The sequence below is a fragment of the Caballeronia sp. KNU42 genome (genome assembly GCF_053760385.1).
On record NZ_CM132389.1, the window covers coordinates 2,540,518 to 2,559,675 of the forward strand.

At 57.8% G+C, this 19,158-nt stretch carries 15 protein-coding genes; 12 read left to right on the forward strand and 3 right to left on the reverse strand.

The features are described from left to right. The first annotated feature begins 7 nt into the window (after positions 1-7). The 12 genes from ACSOSP_RS30655 (at position 8) to ACSOSP_RS30710 (ending at position 14,764) form a co-directional block, all read left to right on the forward strand. Positions 8-841 carry a branched-chain amino acid ABC transporter permease gene (locus tag ACSOSP_RS30655; protein ID WP_455312285.1) on the forward strand — a complete coding sequence of 278 codons (834 nt, stop codon included), beginning with the start codon at positions 8-10 and terminating at the stop codon, positions 839-841. After that, on the forward strand, positions 834-2,696 hold the full coding sequence (locus tag ACSOSP_RS30660; protein ID WP_455312286.1) for an ABC transporter permease subunit: 1,863 nt from the start codon (positions 834-836) through the stop codon (positions 2,694-2,696). The genes ACSOSP_RS30655 and ACSOSP_RS30660 overlap by 8 nt, the downstream gene beginning before the upstream one ends. After that, a complete protein-coding gene (locus ACSOSP_RS30665) occupies positions 2,693-3,400 on the forward strand; it encodes a branched-chain amino acid ABC transporter ATP-binding protein (protein ID WP_455312287.1) in 708 nt (235 codons plus the stop codon). Before ACSOSP_RS30660 ends, ACSOSP_RS30665 begins: the two co-directional genes overlap by 4 nt. A gap of 31 nt (positions 3,401-3,431) precedes the next feature. Beyond that, the gene (locus ACSOSP_RS30670) at positions 3,432-4,727 is read left to right on the forward strand and encodes an amidase (protein ID WP_455312288.1); all 1,296 of its coding nucleotides are present in this window, start codon (positions 3,432-3,434) and stop codon (positions 4,725-4,727) included. A gap of 30 nt (positions 4,728-4,757) precedes the next feature. Beyond that, positions 4,758-5,933 (forward strand): transporter substrate-binding domain-containing protein, encoded by a 1,176-nt coding sequence (locus ACSOSP_RS30675; protein ID WP_455313723.1) that lies wholly within the window; start codon positions 4,758-4,760, stop codon positions 5,931-5,933. Continuing rightward, positions 5,930-6,550: an ANTAR domain-containing response regulator gene (locus ACSOSP_RS30680; RefSeq protein ID WP_455312289.1), complete on the forward strand. Its 621-nt coding sequence runs from the start codon at positions 5,930-5,932 to the stop codon at positions 6,548-6,550. The genes ACSOSP_RS30675 and ACSOSP_RS30680 overlap by 4 nt, the downstream gene beginning before the upstream one ends. Before the next feature lie 450 nt (positions 6,551-7,000). After that, positions 7,001-8,317: a tyrosine-type recombinase/integrase gene (locus ACSOSP_RS30685; RefSeq protein ID WP_455312290.1), complete on the forward strand. Its 1,317-nt coding sequence runs from the start codon at positions 7,001-7,003 to the stop codon at positions 8,315-8,317. Beyond that, entirely contained in the window at positions 8,318-9,865 is a 1,548-nt protein-coding gene (locus ACSOSP_RS30690; RefSeq protein WP_455312291.1) for a site-specific integrase, read from the forward strand. Further along, on the forward strand, positions 9,862-12,207 hold the full coding sequence (locus ACSOSP_RS30695; protein WP_455312292.1) for a hypothetical protein: 2,346 nt from the start codon (positions 9,862-9,864) through the stop codon (positions 12,205-12,207). Before ACSOSP_RS30690 ends, ACSOSP_RS30695 begins: the two co-directional genes overlap by 4 nt. Continuing rightward, a complete protein-coding gene (locus tag ACSOSP_RS30700; protein WP_455312293.1) occupies positions 12,200-12,706 on the forward strand; it encodes a hypothetical protein in 507 nt (168 codons plus the stop codon). The genes ACSOSP_RS30695 and ACSOSP_RS30700 overlap by 8 nt, the downstream gene beginning before the upstream one ends. A 105-nt stretch (positions 12,707-12,811) precedes the next feature. After that, positions 12,812-13,312 (forward strand): hypothetical protein, encoded by a 501-nt coding sequence (locus ACSOSP_RS30705; RefSeq protein WP_455312294.1) that lies wholly within the window; start codon positions 12,812-12,814, stop codon positions 13,310-13,312. A 435-nt stretch (positions 13,313-13,747) separates the two neighbouring features. Beyond that, on the forward strand, positions 13,748-14,764 hold the full coding sequence (locus tag ACSOSP_RS30710) for an IS110 family transposase (protein WP_455309677.1): 1,017 nt from the start codon (positions 13,748-13,750) through the stop codon (positions 14,762-14,764). Between the two features lie 650 nt (positions 14,765-15,414). On the opposite strand, the gene ACSOSP_RS30715 is transcribed toward ACSOSP_RS30710, so the two are convergent. The 3 genes from ACSOSP_RS30715 to ACSOSP_RS30725 all read right to left on the reverse strand — a co-directional run bounded on the left by ACSOSP_RS30715 (position 15,415) and on the right by ACSOSP_RS30725 (position 19,116). Then, the gene (locus ACSOSP_RS30715) at positions 15,415-16,782 is read right to left on the reverse strand and encodes an MFS transporter (RefSeq protein ID WP_455312295.1); all 1,368 of its coding nucleotides are present in this window, start codon (positions 16,780-16,782) and stop codon (positions 15,415-15,417) included. 795 nt (positions 16,783-17,577) lie between these two features. After that, the gene (locus ACSOSP_RS30720) at positions 17,578-18,282 is read right to left on the reverse strand and encodes an alpha/beta hydrolase (protein ID WP_455312296.1); all 705 of its coding nucleotides are present in this window, start codon (positions 18,280-18,282) and stop codon (positions 17,578-17,580) included. Between the two features lie 474 nt (positions 18,283-18,756). Beyond that, positions 18,757-19,116 (reverse strand): hypothetical protein, encoded by a 360-nt coding sequence (locus ACSOSP_RS30725; RefSeq protein ID WP_455312297.1) that lies wholly within the window; start codon positions 19,114-19,116, stop codon positions 18,757-18,759. Positions 19,117-19,158: the final 42 nt, after the last annotated feature.

The window sequence follows — 19,158 nt, forward strand, 5'->3', positions numbered from 1 at the left end:
GAAGACAATGGTTTTGGCACTCGATATTCTTACAACTGCGGCGGTGCTGTTCATCGTGACCGCAGGGTTGATGGTGATTTTCGGCGTGATGAAAATCGTCAATTTCGCCCATGGTGCGCTTCTGACAATAGGCGCTTATGCGAGCTTCGTCGTGACGCAGTTCAAGCTGAATCCCTGGCTCGGGTTGCCGCTCGCGATCGTGGTGGGTACCGTCGTAGGCATGCTTGTCGAGCAGGTGATCGTGCGCCCGCTCTACAAGCGTCCGCTCGACGCGATCCTCGCTACCTGGGGATTGGGAATCGTGATTGGACAACTGATCGTGATGGCGTTCGGACGCGAAGCGCAGTTCGTAGAGACACCGCTCAAAGGGGCCGTCTCGATCGCGGGGACCGACTACTCTGCCTACCGTTTGCTGTTGATCCCGATTGCGCTCGGTCTTTGCGTCCTCATGACCGCGCTTCTCACGGGAACGCGCTTCGGCATCAAGACGCGTGCGGTGATCATGAACGAGGACCTGGCGCGAGGTCTCGGCATTCATTCCGGCCGCATCCGTTTCATCACGTTCAGCTTGGGCGCGGCGCTCGGTTCCCTTGCCGGCACGCTCATTACGCCGTTGTCGAGCGTCGACCCCGACATGGGGCTGCCGTGGCTCGTAAGCGCGTTCATGCTCGTCATGGTCTCAGGCCATTCGATGCTCAGTCTGCTCGCGACCTGCCTCGTATTCGGTGCATGCCAGGTGTTGGTCAGCACGTTCGTGAGTCCGGTGCTGGGTGGGTTGACCATCGCCGTGCTGGCGGCGCTCACGCTGCGCATTCGTCCCAAGGGGTTCTCTCATGGTTAAAGTCGACGCATCGTCACCCCGAGCCGGTGGTCAAGCTGTCCGAAGCGATGGGCGAGCCCACAAAAGGTTAACGATTCGTGGACGCGGTCTGCTTGTGGCCGGAGGGCTCGCTGTGGTGCTGCTGGCTGCCGGTCCGCTTGTTTTCGGCTCTTACCTGCTCAACGTCCTCATTCAAGCCTTCTTCTTTTCGATCGTGGCCGTGACCGTGGATATCCTGTGGGGATACACGGGGTATCTGACCTTTGGGCAATCGGCGTTCTTCGGTCTGGGCGCCTATGCCGCGGGTCTCGTTTTTACGCACGGCGGGTTTTCGACAGGCTATGTGGTGCTCGCACTGGGGGCGGCGATCGCGGTGACCGCGGCCGTGGCCGCGCTGCTTGGATGGTTGTCGTTCTATCGCGGTGCATCGCCTTTTTTTGCGACCGTGATGTCCCTTGTATTGCCGATCGTCCTCAGCCAGCTGCTGCTCTCCGGCGGCGAGTGGACCGGCTCGAGTTCGGGCCTCACCGGCTATGAGACGTTCGATCTTTCGCTGCAGGCCTGGTACTGGCTCGCGGGTGCGGCGCTATTGACCGTCGCCATGATTGCGTGGCTATTCGTTCGCAGCGACGGCGGCCGCGTGCTGGCCGCCATTCGCGACAACGAATCACGCTGCGCGTACCTTGGCATCAATACGTCGCTCGTCAAGATCGTCTTGCTGGTTGCGACCGCGGCAATCGCCGGTCTTGCCGGATTCGGCTACGGCTCGTTCAGCGGCGTGGTCGCGCCTGAGCTGACCGGGTTTGTCCTCGGCACTCAGTTGATCATCTGGGTCGCGCTCGGCGGCAGGGGGACGTTGTGGGGACCCGTAATCGGCGCGCTGCTGATCAATGTGGGAACCGCCTATCTCAGCGGCAGCATGCCATTTGCGTGGCAACTGATTCTGGGCGCAGCGTTCGTGGCCGTGATCGTGTTGTTGCCGCAAGGTCTGGTGCCGCTGTTGCTAAAACCATTGATTCATCTCGGCGGTCGCGGCGCCGAACCGGAACTGGTCGAGCGCGAGGTCCGCGCGATTAATCAACAGCCGAAATCAGCGCCGGCATTACAGATGAACGGCGTCGCCAAACATTTCGGCAGCCTGAAAGTTCTGCAAGGCATCGACCTGAGCGCCGATGGGGGTGAATTGGTTGGCCTCATCGGCCCGAACGGTGCGGGCAAGACAACGCTCATGCGCTGCATGAGCGACGGCGCGGAACGCTCCGACGGCACGGTTGTGCTGTGTGGCAACGATATCGGGCAATTGCCGCCGGACCGATGCGTGCAATTCGGCTTGGGGCGCAAGTTCCAGAATGCGAATATCTTCGAAACGCTGACCGTGGCCGAGTGCCTGAGAATTGCGGGCACCATCGTCGAGCGGCCATCGCTGCTGCGACGTTCCACTACGCTTTCACTGCCGCCCTATGCGCTGGAGGTGTTGCGCACCACGCATCTCGATCAGCGGCTGGGCGCCGTGGCGAAGGACCTGTCGCATGGGCAACAACAGGCGCTGGAGCTGGCGATGGTGCTCGCACTTGAACCGCGTATCGTGCTGCTCGACGAGCCCACGGCAGGTTTGACCAAGACGGAGCGCACGCAGATCGGCAATGTGCTTGCCGCATTGGCTCACCAGTATCAGCTTTGCTGTCTGCTGGTGGAACATGACCTCGATTTCGTCGCCGGAATTGCGACGCGCATCGTGGTCTTGCATCAGGGGCGTATCGTGATGCAAGGCAACTTCGATGAAGTCGTCAACTCGGAACTGGTCAGGACGATTTATGCCGGGACCGCGCAAAGCGCCGCGGCAGGCGAGAACGCCGGACAGCAGGAGGCGTCATGAGCAAGATCGCCCTGGAGTTGCAGGATGTGACCAGCGGATACAAGGCTTCGGTGGTGCTGCGTAAGCTTTCCATGAGCGTTGCCGACGGCGAGGCCTTCGCGTTGCTCGGCAAGAACGGCATGGGCAAGACGACGGTGCTCAAGACGATCATGGGCTACCTGCCGAAAAAAGCCGGCGCGATCCGCGCGCGAGGGCAAGATATCACTCGCATGGCGCCTCATCAGATCGCACGGGAAGGCATTGCCTATGCGCCCCAGGAACACGCGTTGTTTCAGGACCTCACCATCCGCGACAATCTGCGTCTCGGGCTTGAGAAGGCATCGGCGTTCGACGAACGATTCGCCGCCATCGAGCCCGTGTTTCCGGTATTCACCAGCCGCCTGAAGCAACTGGCGGGCACGCTTTCAGGGGGCGAACAAAAGATGCTGCTGGTCGCGCGCGCGCTCATGATGCGTCCATCGCTTATCTTGCTCGACGAGATTACGGAAGGGTTGCAGCCGTCCGTGATCGATCGTCTCGCCGACGCGCTGCTATGGGAGCGCAGCCAGCACGGCACCACGCTGCTGCTGGTCGAGCAGAACGTTCCTTTTGCGCTGAAGGTCGCGGACCGCTACGCCATGCTCAAGCAGGGTGAGATCCTCGAACACGGCGACGCGAAGGATGAAACGGCAGTGGCATCGATCTTCGAACACTTGCGTGTCTGACATTCAGGACAACCATGACAATAGGCTCTAAATGATGAACGCAAACTCGTTTTATCGGCCACGCTCGGGACTGGACTTGCTCGCGCAAATTGCCGGTGACTCTCGCGATCGCGCTGTCCTCGAGTCATTCGAACGCATCGAGGAGGTCGAGTCCGAGGTGAGGGCGATGACGGCCGTGATGCATCTGGAGACGGCGTTGAGCGCGGCCGTCGCTGCATCGGGTCCACTTGCCGGCATGCCGATCGCGGTGAAAGATATCTTCGATACGAGCGACCTGGTCACCCGCTACGGTTCGTCAATTTATGACGGCCACCAGCCAAGCTCCGATGCCGCGATTGTCACGTTATTGAGGCGCAACGGCGGCATTGTCATCGGCAAGACTGTCACCAGCGAATTCGCCTATATGACGCCGCCGGTCACGCGTAATCCGTGCGATCTGGCACGCACCCCTGGTGGATCGTCATCCGGGTCGGCCGCTGCTGTGGCAGCCGGTATCGTGCCGTTCGCGATCGGTTCGCAGACCGGCGGTTCAACCATCCGGCCCGCTTCGTTTTGCGGTATCGCAGGCTATAAGCCCACATTCGGCATGCTGCCGACCGTCGGCATGAAATGCTTTTCGTGGTCGTTGGATACGGTCGGCCTCTTCGGCGCCGGTGTGCGTGACGTGGCTTACCTTGCACAGATCGTGTCGGGCCGGCCACTTGCGCCGAACGGCGAGACGGACAGCCCGGTGTTCGGTGTGCCGGACAGCTACCCTTGGACCGCGCCGTCGGCGAACGCGAGTGACACGCTCGACAGGGCGGTGCGCGCCATCGAAGAGGCGGGTGGTCGCGTGCGGCGTGTGAGTTTCGCGCCCTGGATGGCGGACATGGTCGCCGCGCACGACACAATCCAGAGCTATGAAGCGTATCAGGCGTTGGGGTTCGAGTACGATCATCGTCGTGACGATCTATCGCCGCTGCTTGGCGGTTTTCTCGAACGTGCTGCGAGGGTCGATACGGCGACTTACGCTCGGGCGTGTGTTCTCGCGGAACAGTCGAAGGGGAGGCTTGGCGAACTATTCGACGGCATCACCGGGTTGCTCACGCCAAGCGCCCCCGACGAAGCGCCCGACGGCCTGGCGTCCACGGGCGACCCCGCGTTCAATCGCAATTGGACGCTGCTCGGTTGCCCGTGCGTGAACGTACCGGGGTTGCGAGGCGCACGAGGCGGTCCAATAGGCGTGCAGGTTATCTGCCGCCCTTGGGACGATGCCCGATGCCTTCAGGCCGCCGCATTCGCCGAGCAGGCAATCGCGGCGGCAGTGGGACGTTTCCCCGCAACCTAAAAGGAGGAAGCGATGCAAGGAAAAAGAGACATGGAGGCAAAAGCGCGACAGCCGGCCAATCCGGCGCCTGCGGACGAAGGCTGGCGCATCGGCGTGTTGTACTCGCGCACGGGCGTGACCTCAGCGACCGAGTCCGAGCATTTTTTCGGCACGGCGCTGGCGATTGAGGAGGTCAACGCGGCCGGCGGCGTGGGCGGGCGTCTGCTCGACCCCGTTGTCTACGACCCGAAGAGCGATCCTGATGAATACCGCCGGCTCGCCACCCGGATGCTGCAGGAAGACGACGTAACTGTGATTTTCGGCTGTTCGACCTCGTCGAGCCGCAAGGCGGTATTGCCCGTAATCGAACGCACCAACGCTTTACTTTGGTACTGCTCGATCTATGAGGGCTTCGAGTATTCGCCGAACGTGATCTATACCGGCGCGGTGCCGAACCAGAACAGCATGCAACTGGCCGCCTATCTGCTGCGCAATCATGGCCGCCGATTTTTTCTGATTGGCGCCGACTACATTTATCCGCGAGAATCGAACCGGATTATGCGCGACATGGTCGAGCAGCATGGCGGCGAAATCGTGGAGGAGCTCTATCTGCCGAGCGACGCGGATCCAGCGGCGCTGGAAGAAGTGGTACGGCAGATCAAAAGCGTCGAGCCCGACGTGGTGTTCTCCACCCTGATTGGGCGAGGTGCGCGTGCTTTTTATCGGCTGTATCGCGAGCATGGTATCGACCCGGCACGGATTCCGATCGCAAGCTTGACAATGACTGAAGGAGAAACGCGGATGATTGGCGCCGAATTATGCGGCAGCCACATTGTCTCGACGAGTTACGTCAACACGCTGAACCTCGCGAGTAACCAGCGCTTTCTGAAATCATGGCATGCGCGATTCGGAGATCAACCAGCCAGCATGTGGTCGGAGATGGCGTATAACCAGGTGCATCTCTTTGCGCTGGCGCTGGCGCGTAGCGAAAGTCTCGATACGGCAAAGCTGGTGGAGGCGGTGCACGAAGTCGAATTCGACTCACCGGAGGGGATGCTGAAAATTGACCCGGAGAACAATCACGCGATCCTGACGCCGCGCATTGCCGTGTGCCGGCTTGACGGCACGTTCGACATAGTCTGGGAGGGGCGAGCTCCTATCAAGCCTGATCCCTATCTCACGTCTTACGGATTCGCGGAATTCTGGCTCGATGGAGAATCGGTATGAGCACGGGGGCCCGTCGTCTTTTCGACGATCTGCGCACGCTGCGCGTTCTCGTCATTCACCCGCCAGGCGAGGACCGCATTGTTCTGGAGGAACAGTTGCGCCGCATCGGTTGTCCGGTGCGCGTGCTCTGGCCGTTTCCATCGAAATTGCCTGCTGAAGTCGACGCAATTTTCTTTCTCGTTGGCCCGGAAACGCGCAGTGCGGGAAACTGGTGTGCGGCTGACACTGAAGCTACGTTGATCGCGTTGTCCGACTACGAGAATCCAACTGCGCTGAAGATGCTGGTAGATACGCAGGCTCATGGGGTCATCACGAAGCCTTACCGTTCTACAGGAATCCTGAGCACCCTCGTGCTCGCGCGCGCGTCCTCGGGCTATCAGCAGCGGCTGAACAACAAGGTCGCCAAGCTTGAAGAGGCGATCAAGGCGCGACGCCACATCGAAAAGGCCATCCGCATTCTCATGGAAGCGCACCATCTCGGCGAAAATGACGCATACGAGCACATTCGCTCGAGGGCGACGAGTCTGCGGGTCACGGTGAGCGAGATCGCTACGTTGGTCATCGACGCACATGAGGCAATGGAAAGACTCGGACTCGCCAAGGGATCAAAACCTTAAATCCTAACGTCGCTAGCGGAACGCTGGAGAGAATTGAAATCGGACGACATGCTTCCGAATCCATTGCGTGAAATCACAGATCTTGCATCGAGAAGTGAACTTAATGTCAGCCGGAGATTGATTCAGCATAACAATGCTTCAGTTGTGAAGGTCACATTGTTGGCTTACTTCAGACGATGAAAACTTAAGTGGGATTGGCCATTTAGGGTCGATGACTGCCATTCGCGCCGCTGCAGCGAACACAGATCATCTGACCCCACGACAACGTTGACGCTGGCCGGAGTGGATTGAAGCCGATCTGATACGAAGCGATCGGTTGCCTTAGCTAGTTGAGAACATGAGGACGTTGGATCAAGCAGAAGAGCGCGAATAGCGGACTGAGTTGGATCGAACTGCTAGTTTTATTTTACATAATCTTAATTATCACCGGAGCTAGTATGTTTACAGCCGTTGCATCTGGAACGACTGACAGATGGTTCTGACCGCAACATCGATTTGATAAATGGTATCTTCCTGTGTTGCGAAAACTGGCAGAACGCAGGAATGCTCGAACAACTATCTGATAAGTCGGTGCCACCGGGACTGCGAGGCCCGATTCTGGTCGATCAACGCGGGTTGCCGCGATACTGGGCGGCTGTGTGGGCGACGACGTCTGCTGCGCAGTTAGCTGATTCAACACACGTCAAAAAGCTGCGCTACATCGAGAATCTGTATCAACATGCGGACCAGTTGCGCGGCATGTCAGCGCTGGACGATGCGCTGGGAACATTGAATGACGAGGTGTTGGCCGAGATCCTTGAATCGTGGTTTGTGTCGATCCGCAACCAGCCAAACGGTACGGACATTGACGAGAAGCGCTGGCAGACCGGTCTGGGGTTCGTAACATCGGTTGTCACCTGGGTGTCGAAGAGCCAGGCGGCCGACAATCGGATCCGGCGTATTGAAGAACGGCTGAACCGGCTTTCAACGCTTTATAGCCAGCTTCATGTCCGCAGGGTCAAGACGATCGAAACAGTTCGTTCGTTGCCAGCGAGCACGGTCGAAGCGCTGTACGAAGTACTGGACCCGGAATCGGCAATGAATCCTTTCGCCAGGGATAAGACGCGTTGGCGCGTATTCATTGCATTTGTATTGATGCTGCACCAGGGGTTGCGGCGTGGCGAAGTCTTGCTGTTGCCCGTGGATGCAGTCAAAGGTGCCTACGATCACAAACAACACCGGACGCGGCATTGGCTCAACGTGCAGGAAAACGAGTACGAAGACTCAGACGGCGATCCACGGTATTCCAAGCCAGGAATCAAGACCGCTCATTCGATTCGGCAGGTGCCGGTCAGCGAGTTAACGGCCAGTATGGTGCAAACGTACGCCGGAAACTATCGTGGCCGGCCGCGGCATTCGTTTCTGCTGAACTCGCAGGTTGATATGCCGTTGTCGACCGAAGCGTTGACGAAAATGTTTGCGCAGATCTCACACCGCTTGCCCACGTCCGTCTTGAAAGAACTGAAAGATCGAACTGGCAAAGAGTCCGTCACGCCACATGATCTGAGGCATACCTGTGCCGTGGTGCGGCTTCATCAGTTGCTTGAACAAGGCGACTCGATGGACGAAGCCCTCCAGAAACTGCGCACCTTCTTCGGCTGGTCCAAGACATCATCGATGCCGTCACGGTACGCACGAGCCGTGTTTGAAGATCGCTTGGCCAGCGTGTGGAATGATGCCTTCGATGACCGTGTGGCATTGTTGCGTGCGCTTCCGAAGGGACACTAGATGAGCAAGTCGCCTGCGCAACGAGATTTGTTTGGAAGCGGAGAAACAGCGACCGATGTCATTGGTCTGCTCTGTGCCGCATTGCCGGCCTTACCACCGGTCATCCGTTACTACGACGACTTCGCCGACAAGCCGCGATCCATCCGGACTCCGGTTGAGCAATCTGCGTTCGAGCTGTCGATTAACGGTAACCGCGTCAACGTTGATTTCTCACGACTCGACGAGCGTTGCGCATTCGTGTTCAAGCACGTCTTTCTCCTCATCCTTGGGCAGAACCTTAGCATTGCGACTGCTGCACTTTACGTCTCGTACGCACACAATCTGGCTGTGACTGACATAGCGGCTATCCTGGGTGCGGGGCCTACCGGTATAGGTCCGCTTTGGACGGCTTTGCGTGCCCGGACCATGACGGACCACACGTATCTGTGTGTAAAGTACCTTCTTCACCTGTTGTGCGAGCACCGGCTGTTCGGGTGGTCGGCTGACTATAGCATTTACATTCGCACCGCTCTGCCCTTGCCTGCCCGCGATGCTTACGCGGGTGTCCGGTCTGGCGATGTGTTTCTGGGCGCGGACGAAGAAGCCGCGATAGTACGACATCTGGACGAAATGACGGCAGCTCTTATGTCATCGGCGGGAACAGATCCTTTGCACGAGGATGTCTGTGATGCAGGAATGTTGCTGTGTGCCTATCAGTTCGCGATGCGCCCGATCCAGATCGCAATGCTGACCATGCGAAATGTGCGTATCTGGCAGGATGCACCAGACGGGCCGCCGACGGTTCATCTAACCTTCCATATGGCAAAGCAGCGAAGTGACGCGAAGAAAAAGCCACTCACGCGTCGGGTCAAGCGTGAATGGGCTCCGATCTTCGTTGCTCTCAATGCCCAACGACAGGCTGAAGGTCTCGCGGGTGCTGGGCGCTTCTTTGCTGTCGAATCGAACTATGAGGCTGGAGCGCGGATTGCCGCGCTCGTCAGAAAACTGATCAACTCCGAAGATCTCGGTACCGCTACGGACCTACGCCACACCGCAGCGCAGCGACTCGTTGACGCCGGCGCAAGCCACGAAGAACTGGCCGAGTTTCTGGGCCATTCGCACACACAGACGGGCTTGGTGTATTACGCGACCTCGGCGACCCACGCGGAGCGGGTGAACCGGGCACTCGGCGCGTCGGACATATACCGACGCGTGGCGAAAATTGCACACGACCGGTTCATCTCCCCGGAGGAACTCACCCTTCTGAAAGGCGAGCAACAGATCGCTGGCGTGCCTCACGGCATTCCGATTGCAGGTATCGGCGGATGTTCTTCGGGGCAGCCTGCCTGCCCTTACAACCCGGTCACGTCGTGCTATGGATGCAGGAAGTTCATGCCCTTGCACGATAAGGCGATGCATGAGCACGTGCTAGCCGCCATGCGTGAAGTAGTGGTGTTCTTCGATCAGAGTTCTCGCGGCGACACCAGCTCGCCGGCCTACCTGCAACTGCAACGCACGATCGCTGAGATACAGGCGGTCATCGAGGAACTGGAAGGCGACAATCGATGAATCCACACTACTCCGCGTTCATCGAACTAGGCAAAACGCTGGTTCGGGAAAGAGGCATGCAGTGGGACATGCCCGTCGACAAAACAGGCTCCGCACGCGACGGCGTTGGCTGGAACCTTACCGTCATTGCCGGCGACGTGCCGCCGCCGAACTATTATCTCCGAGACCTCGGGGCTGATACGAAGGCACTGGCTATCGTCAATGCGGAGCGCGCCGAGGGCAACCTGACGCCACTTGCCCTCCAAGCTCTATTGCCCGCGTGGCAGGACCTCATCAAGGCCGCAGTCGCCGAGCAGTTGCTGTTCAAGCGGAACAAGGCCAGTTATGTGCTGCAGTGCATTGCGCGTCCGCTGCGTGTGATCGCCACATGCGTGGACAAGGACCCGTGGCAACTGACCGTCGACGATTTGCGGCTTGCGGTCCGCATCGGGAAAGCGATCCAGTCCTCCGGAAAACTGGGTGACCTGGTTGCTGGCATCGTCAGAGTGGTGTTTGATGCGCAGCACATCTGCGACGCCGGTCAGTTGTACTCGTCTCTCGCTGTTCCTCGCATGAAAATGAAAAGCGCGATCAAGGCGAAACATATCTGGTCGCAGGACGAATTGCGCGCCGATCTGGAGGCACGCAAGCGTGAAGAGCGGCTCCCTGAGCGCCGAGCGTTCTGGGAACTGACCCGTATCGTAATGACCGAGAAACCGCGCACGTTCATGGATGAGCTGCGGTTCGCCGCGATACGCACGATGATAGTAACTGGCTTGCGTATCGGCGAAGCTGCGCTACTCCCGATTGACTGGAAGCGCGAGCGAACCCATCTGGATTCAAGAGGGCTCCCCGCAGGTGAATCTGGCGGCATCTCGACATCGCTCATGCTCCGCCACTTCGCTGAAAAGCAGCAGGATGATGAGTCGGATAGTGCTGTGCTGCATGAAAACACGCAGCCTGTGCCGGACATGTTCCGGACGCTGCTCACTGAGACGCTTGATCATGTCGCGAGGATCACGGAGCCACTTCGCGCAACGCTGAAGCTGCAGTGCGAAACGGGGCGACTACTGCCGTGGTATGCGAACGATGATCTTGTGTCTATCACCGAACTTTATACACGTTTGATGGGTAATCCGTTCTGGACCGCAATCTCTCGTGAAGCCTTTGTCGACCGCTATCGCGAAGGCTTCGACCCTCGTGTCCTGATCGACTTGCATCAGCGCCAGTCTATGGAACATCGGACAGGCGCAATCCAACTCGACATGGCGCTTTATCAGTTCGCGCACCGCTTGCAAAAGAAGATGGCCGCTCAACAGATTGCGTTACGATTCCGCAACGCAAGTGGCTCTGTCATTCCAATTACTAGTGATCGGAGTTGGCCCACGGAACGCATGTCTTGGCACAACACTTACCTGCGCGTCGGTGAGTTAGAACAACATATCCGCTCTACGACACCGACAAAGGTATCAGACACGGCACCACTGCCGTCGGTGACTGGCGCAGTGCAGTCGTGGGAGTTGCTGCTCATCCATCCGAAGCGCTCGCTTGCAGAGGAGCGGAACGACGGCTTGTGCGACGTGACCCGCTACATGGCAGTTGGCCGGCCAGATCCGCGGTTTGTAGGTTTAGCGCTTGGGGACAACAAAAACATACCATCGCTATTTGAAAAATATGGTGAGTCGGACGAGGATCGAGGGTTGAAGCTCGAGTCGCATATGCTGCGTCATCTGCAAAACACGGAGCTGTTTCGGCTGGGCGTTGCCGACACCATCATCTCCAAACGCTTCAACCGGCGCAGCGTCGCACAAAGCTACGAGTACGATCATCGCAGCTTGGCCGAGGATCTTGACCAGATCGAAATCCCGCTGGATATCGAGATCATGCTCGGTGAAAAAGCGAGTACGGTTGCCCGGCTCATCAAGGGCGGCAAAGCCAACGGTCCGATCGTCGATGCGTTTCACCATATCCAGGCAACGGAGGGTGACGCCGCGGCGTATGAGTATCTGCGCGCCGAAGCGGACGGCTTCCACGCCACGCCGTACGGGCACTGCCTGAATTCATTTACGGTTGACCCGTGCCCCAAACATCTCGAATGCTTCGCGGATTGCCGCCATCTCTCGGCAACTGATCTGCCGGAGAATCGACGGAACCTCATTCGTCTGGAAGGCAAATTCAAGCTCGCAGTGGAAACAATCAAAACCCGGCCGTCGACGAGCATTGGCTGGAGGAATCAGCTCGACCACGCAGAAAAGCGGCTGGCTGGCGTACAGAGGCTTCTCGCGACGCCACCAGGAGAGCGCCCCTTCCCTGATGGCCCCGACCTGTCGCAACCTCGGGAACGTGGAGTACTTGATGACTGAATCGAACGAGATTGCGCCGTCCAACGACAACGAAATGCGCGAGATCCTCGAGATGTTGCTGGCCGATGACGAAGACATTACGGCACGCGCCGTTGCCCGACTGCACCCGTCCATCAATGCCGCATCGTCGATTACGCGCAGTGAGCCACGCAGCAAGTTGCTTGCTGAATATCAGCAGCGTCAGGCGGAGTATCGGCGCTGGCGCGGTCGCGTTGCGAAGCGGTCCGGCGCAGACACGGCAACATCACTAGCGGACAAGGATATCCGGATCGCAGAGCTTGAGTCGAACGTTCAGTTGCTGACGGCGTCGCACCTCGCCATGCTGCGCGCCGTCGGCGAACTGGGTGGCTTCAGCAAGTGGGCGAAGTTCTATGAACCGTATCGGGAAGCACGAGACAAACTCGCCGAGCTTGGTGCGCTGCCGGAGGCGACCGTGTCAACAATGTCCCCGGATCATCACGTTAAGCCGGCCCGTGGCCCGGCGAAGAAGCGACGCTGAGTTCGTGGACTCGCGCTAGAGCGGTACGCTAACGTTTGACGAACGCTTGCCACGAAATGGCCGAGCCTCGCGGCTGACGCCGCCCTCTCCCGAAAGGAGTGTCACATGTCCTACTGCCCTTTCTTCCAGACACTGCATGACGAAACTCGTCCCGTTGGCCATCTCGGCCGCGGAACCCACTACTCCGTTCTGCGAGTACCGACGTGGCACGATGAACTGCTGAATCCGCTCCAGAGCGCCACATTCCTTGACTTCGCTATTGTTTGGGATGAGGACCACGACGAGCGGATCATCGATGCGATTCTGATCCTTTACCTCGGTGGCATGCTGGCTCCGGTTCGATTCATCGGCGAACGGAAAGGCGTGCTCTCGATACTCCTGGCGCCAGGCGTCATAGACGCGTGGGATGACGCGACTTTCCAGCGTTATCGTGACGATGTCGAGAGCGTTTGCACGAGCCTTGAGGATCCGTGGACTGCGGAAGTGAACAGCGTCGATAGTTCGCGACATTCAATCATCCACGCGGCACCCGAGGACGTCGCCACATATCTAAAGAACATCGACATGCTGTGGCGACTCGGCACCCGGACGAATGTCGCAGCGTGAAGCTGTCTAGATCAGGAACTGTCGGTAGGGGCGGCCCATGGGTGCGGATCGAAGCTGCGCAACACGTAGCCGCATACCATTCGTGCAATTGCCTGCTGACCGTTGCATCACAGACATCTGCATGCCACAACAAACTCGTACTTACCGCCGACGCAACACCTAACCCACAGAATTGTGAATATCCTGTGGATAAGTCGGTCGCCTTCCCCTTTAAAATATAGCAACCCTGAAAACTGAACCAACGCAACAGCCGACCATAGGTGCCAAGAATCACCGTGAAATCTTGTAGGTCCCAAGTTCAGATGTCGTGTTTGAGCAAGATAGATGGAATGGTCGCCTCCCGCCTCAGCGGTCGTTTAAGCGTCGTAGTTCAGCGTCTCCGGCAAATGTGCCAAAGTCTTGTTTCCGTTGCCACCCTCGGTAAGGAGAAATCAGATGGAACCCACGACCATTGCGATTGACCTGGCCACACGCGTTTTCCAGGTGCACTTCGTCGATCCAGAAACTGGTGCAATCCATAGCAAAGTTCTCAAGCGTGCTCAACTCGTGCCGTTCTTTGCTAATCGTTCACGATGCCGGATTGTGATGGAAGCCTGCGGAAGCGCTCATCACTGGGCTCGCCAACTTGCTAAGCTCGGTCACGATGTCAGGCTGATAGCAGCGCAGTTTGTTCGCCCATTCGTCAAGTCAAACAAGAACGACGCTGCAGATGCTGCGGCGATCTGGGAAGCATCTCAGCGGCCCGGCATGCGCTTCGTCGCTGTCAAGACGGAGGATCAGCAAGCCATGCTTGCTCTGCACCGCATGCGCCAACAACTCGTCAGGTTCCGCGTGATGCAGGTGAACCAGTTGCGCGGGCTGCTGTATGAGTTCGGCGTGGTCTTGCCACAAGGTCGGCGTGCATCGATTGAGGCTGCGAAAGGTGCAATGGCGCCGTTGGCTGACCAACTGCCCACGATGCTGACAGACAGTCTGCAGGACCAGATATCGAGGCTATCGGCACTCGACGAGCAAATCCAACGTATCGAACAACGCATAACAGAATGGCGTCGAGGTGACGAAGCCTGCTGCCGCATCTCGGAGATCCCGGGCGTGGGTCTGCTCACCGCCACGGCCGCGGTGGCGGTTATCGGCAACGCACAGGCATTCAGATCAGGACGGGAATTTGCGGCTTATCTGGGACTGGTGCCGCGACAGAACAGCTCGGGTGGCCGAGTCAAGCTAGGAGGCATTAGCAAACGCGGCGATGTGTACTTGCGCACGCTGCTCGTTCACGGAGCTCGAGCGGTCATATCGAGTTCGAAACATTTGCCTGAGCGGCTAAGAAACATGCTCGTCCGACGCCCTATCAATGTCGTGGCCGTTGCATTGGCTAACAAGCTCGCACGAACTATTTGGGCGTTGCTCGCGTACGGTCGACGCTATCAAACTCCAGCGCCCTTACCAGCTTGACACTTCGTTGTATCACGTACAAATCCACTCACGGTTGCATAGGTGATATTGAGCGATGGCAAGACAGGTTGGACCGCGCAAGGACGAACCTGGGACATTTCTCGGACTTCGAGTCCGTTAAGATAGATTAGGATCCTTGCGGCGAAATCCATCGGGGCCGGCGGGTATGTTCCGCGATCGAGTCCGGATATAAGTCCGCAACCACCCTCCTCGCCAAACACAATATCTCCTTGCAAATGGGAGGCGACCATATAAGAAATGTCGTGTTTTCGGTTTGCGGATGACTCACCCCACGAAGCCGCTTCGCTCCCCAGCAAGGCCCGGTGGCTTCTGCGGTCGCTTGCGTCCGGGTTGCCGTTTCGGCAGAAGGCCTCATCCTATTCCAGTAGGCCTTTTCTGGCATGTCACGATGGTTTTATCAGAAAGACCATGTACTTGAAAATACCGCGTAGAGAAACGGCTGTGGCTTAGCAGTACACATCGAAAGGTTGCGAAGGTAAATGAAGATGTAATAGCAAGAAACATCATGGCAACATCACCTTGCAAGCTGGGCAGTGTTCATATAAGAACCCTGCTCCGAACATTGCATACGCACGGTCATTCGTAGCCGCTCACTGCGTTTGTCTGACAGGCACACGATCGCGAATCAGTCACCTGATCAACGACTCACGCCGACCTCGCATGCTAGCCCCCGCATTTCGGTCGAGCCCAAGATAAACAGGTATCGACAGCAACGTGACCACTCCGAGCACAACAAAAGACCACGTAAAGTTACTCACCGTTAATCGTCCGGTTTCCCCAGCCGATATATACAGCGTAAGCCCGGCGAGGCTAATCCCAAAGCCCAGGCTAATTTGCTGGATGACGGTAGACAAGGTTGATGCCCTGCTAACGTCTTCAGGCGCGACATCCGCGAAAGCTAGCGCAGATGACGCGACAAAATGTGCCGCACGGAAGAATCCTCCCGCTATGAGCGTTGCTACGATAAATATGGCCGATGAGCTGTCCCGGAACGCTGCCGGAATCATGGTCGCACCAGCAGTGAAAAATGCGGTGACAACGAGCGCCTTTCGAAACCCGACAAGCCGGATCGCGAAGGTGCCACCAAACCGGGCCAGGATCGAGCCAAGCATCATTCCGGTCATGACAAGTCCAGCACGCACCGGTGACCAACCAAGCCCAATCTGAAAAAGCAGAGGCAATAGAAACGGCATGGCGCTGATGCTGAAGCGCATCAACGAGCCGCCTATCATGCTGGCCCGATATGTCGACTTCGACAACAGACGCAAGTCCAGCATCGGGGCCGCAGTTTTTAATGCATGCAATACAAAAGCCGTGCCAAAAAATAAACCCACGAGCAACAGAATGACCTGCCCTTTTATTGAAAGTAACCCGGTACCGACGGTCTCGGAAAGGGTAACGACCGTCATGATCGTAAGCGCCGCCAGAACGAAGCCGATCCAGTCGAACCTCCCCGGATGAACATGCCGAAGACGGGGCACGAAGCGAAGCACTGCGAAAATTCCCACCAGCCCTACAGGCAGATTGATAAAGAAGATCCAACGCCAATTTGCGACCTCAAGCAACAGGCCTGCCAGAGGAGGTCCTAGCAACGGCCCCACTACAGCTGGCATGGTAAACGCGTTCATCGCATGCACGAGACGCTCACGTGGCGTAGTTGCAACGACGATCAGGCGCGCGACCGGCGTCATCATTGCGCCTCCAATTCCCTGCAGGACGCGTGCCGCGACCAGCGTCGTGACCGAAGTTGATAGCCCGCAACACAGAGAGCCCAGCAAGTAAATCTTCACGGCGTTGACGAAGACTCGACGCGGACCAAAACGGTCGGCGAGCCAACCGCTGGCCGGCACGAACACCGCCATCGTCATCAGATAGGCTGTCAGCGCGAATTTCAGCTGCAGCGGCGTCGTATGGAATTGCCTCGCCAGCGTCGGCAGCGCTGCTCCTAATGCCGATGTGTCAAGCAGGTCCATAAATAATGCGCTTGCCATCGCCATGGGAAGAAACCGGGAGGTCGCCGGTAACTGGGGCTCCGCAGGCTGTGCCTCGCAAGTATTCACGTCCACAGGGTCAGATACGTACGCTGGCTTATCCATGACCTCGACTCATCACTGTTTATCCCCTCCACGTTCCGTTGAGGACGGCGCGTCATCCCGGCAGCAGCCGATCAACACGCTCGGCGCCCGCGCCGCCGTACGCAGAAACCGCTCGCCTTTCCGACCGGACACATCGAACTCGCACCGCCCCCGCGGTTATTTCGCGTGCGATGCTCTGTTTGCAGATGCGCTCGCGCCTCAACACGAATATAACTTATGCATCGTCATTTATATAACGGACTGCATCGGATGCACAAAAGCGGATCATTTTATTATCCCCATAGACGTAAAAACCGCCATTGGGGTCTCCGCTAGTTGAGCATACACAACTGACGCATCATCATCTTATGGAACTACCATGTTCATTCACTTTGACATCGACAATACGGCAGGTCGTGACAATGGAGATCGTTGTAGTGACTGGGATCGGAGGCATGGGAATGGCCTGTGCACGGCGATCAGGGCCAGCACTTATCTTGGTTTCAGGAGATTCCGACGCGGAACATCTCGCGAGTTCAGCGCAAGCATTAATCGCAGAAGGCTATCTGGTTCTCCCCCAGGAACTAGATGTCTCCGATGCGGCATCGGTAAATTCCTTCGCTGGGCTTGCGGCTTCGGCTGGACGACTAAGGGCTCTTGTACATACCGCTGGCGTCTCGCCGGTCATCGCTGCTCCAAATCGCGGCATCAACCCCCCTAGCGTCCAACCTCTGCAAGCAACGCTTCAGCGAGTTCTTCGGGCGTATCGATCATCATGTCATGCCCAGCATTGATGGCTACAGTGCGCCAGGCCGGATCGTGACTCAACCGCTCAAATACTTCGCGGTTAAGCCCGAAGCTGTAGTTCTTGGCGAGCACATATGTACGGTTGCGAACGGCACGCTCCTTGCCTGTGAATCTCACCGCCTCGATGAACGTCGCGATGGGATGAGGCACACACAGACGTTCGACCCAGCCTGAATCGGCGGGATTGACGTTGAAGAATCCAGTTCCAGGTGACGGCACGCGGCCGTCCAACATAGCGGAGGCGACGGTGTGTGACATAGTCTCCGAACCGACAACATCGAATAACGATTGACCGTCCTGGGGAACGATCGCGTCGAGATACACGAGCGTGCTGATGCGCTCACCTTCGATCGCCGCCACACCGGTGATAACCATGCCACCATAAGAGTGTCCGCACAGGATCACATCGGCTAGCCCTTCGCAGCGCAGCAACGCCGTCACATCCTCCACGTGCGTGGACAGATTGATCGACAAGGACGCGAGATGGGCACGTTCGCCGAGTCCCGTTAAGGTTGGCGTATAGACTTCGTGGCCGGCCATGCGTAGTAGACGCGCCACGCGCCCATAGCACCACCCCCCATGAAATGCGCCGTGAACAAGAACGAATGTAGCCATAACCATGCTCCTCTATTTGACCTGCGGTGACCGTGAAATATCTGGCGACGCAGTTCGCCCATTTCGCAACTTTTCAGCGAAATGCCTGATCGCCGCTGATATTTGATCCGGCGCCTCGACCATGTTTTCCCGCAATCAGTTAGGGCGGACGTTGAGAGGGATCCGCGATGACCTTCGCCATCTCGACTAACGCTAAACGCGGCCGCGCCAATTTTCAGCAGTAGCGGAGATAGCACTTTATCCATCTATAAATTGAGCATGCGGGTATGGACTTGGGAGACCAATTTATTTACACAGTAATCCTGATCAATTGTCAACGTACGACCTGAGGTCGCAAATGAAGCACAATGTAAGGGCTAGTAAAAGGATATAGCCCCCCAAGCCCGCGACATCAAGCGCAAGCGGTTCGCCGCCTGTCTATTCGACCTCGCCTCTATCGTCTATAACAAACCGCAGACGATCCGACACGAAACCCTACAGAACAACACTTGGTGCGGTACCGGTCGACTTTGCTCGATTCTCATTCGGAGCGCCATACAAAGCCAGACCTACTGCATCCCGAATTGCCGATGCCGCGGCACGTTGCTGCGCACTGCATCCAAGGCCGAGCAAATGGGAATTTGGGCTGTACGCATCGAGCGCGACTTCCAGCGCCCTGAGCATCGTCGGAGCAGCACGCAAAAGGCGGGCAATAGCAAGTCCGTCTGCGTGATGACGCGAAAGCCTGTTTACGGTTGCCACGACCGTTCCGTCGGTATCGCCGATTACCGCCGAGCGACCGTCGTACGGATCGACATAAAGCTCAAAATTGTAATCACTGATGCAGTCTGCCATGGTTGCACTCGTCTATAGAGTTAGGGCGCCAGGCCCTGAGGT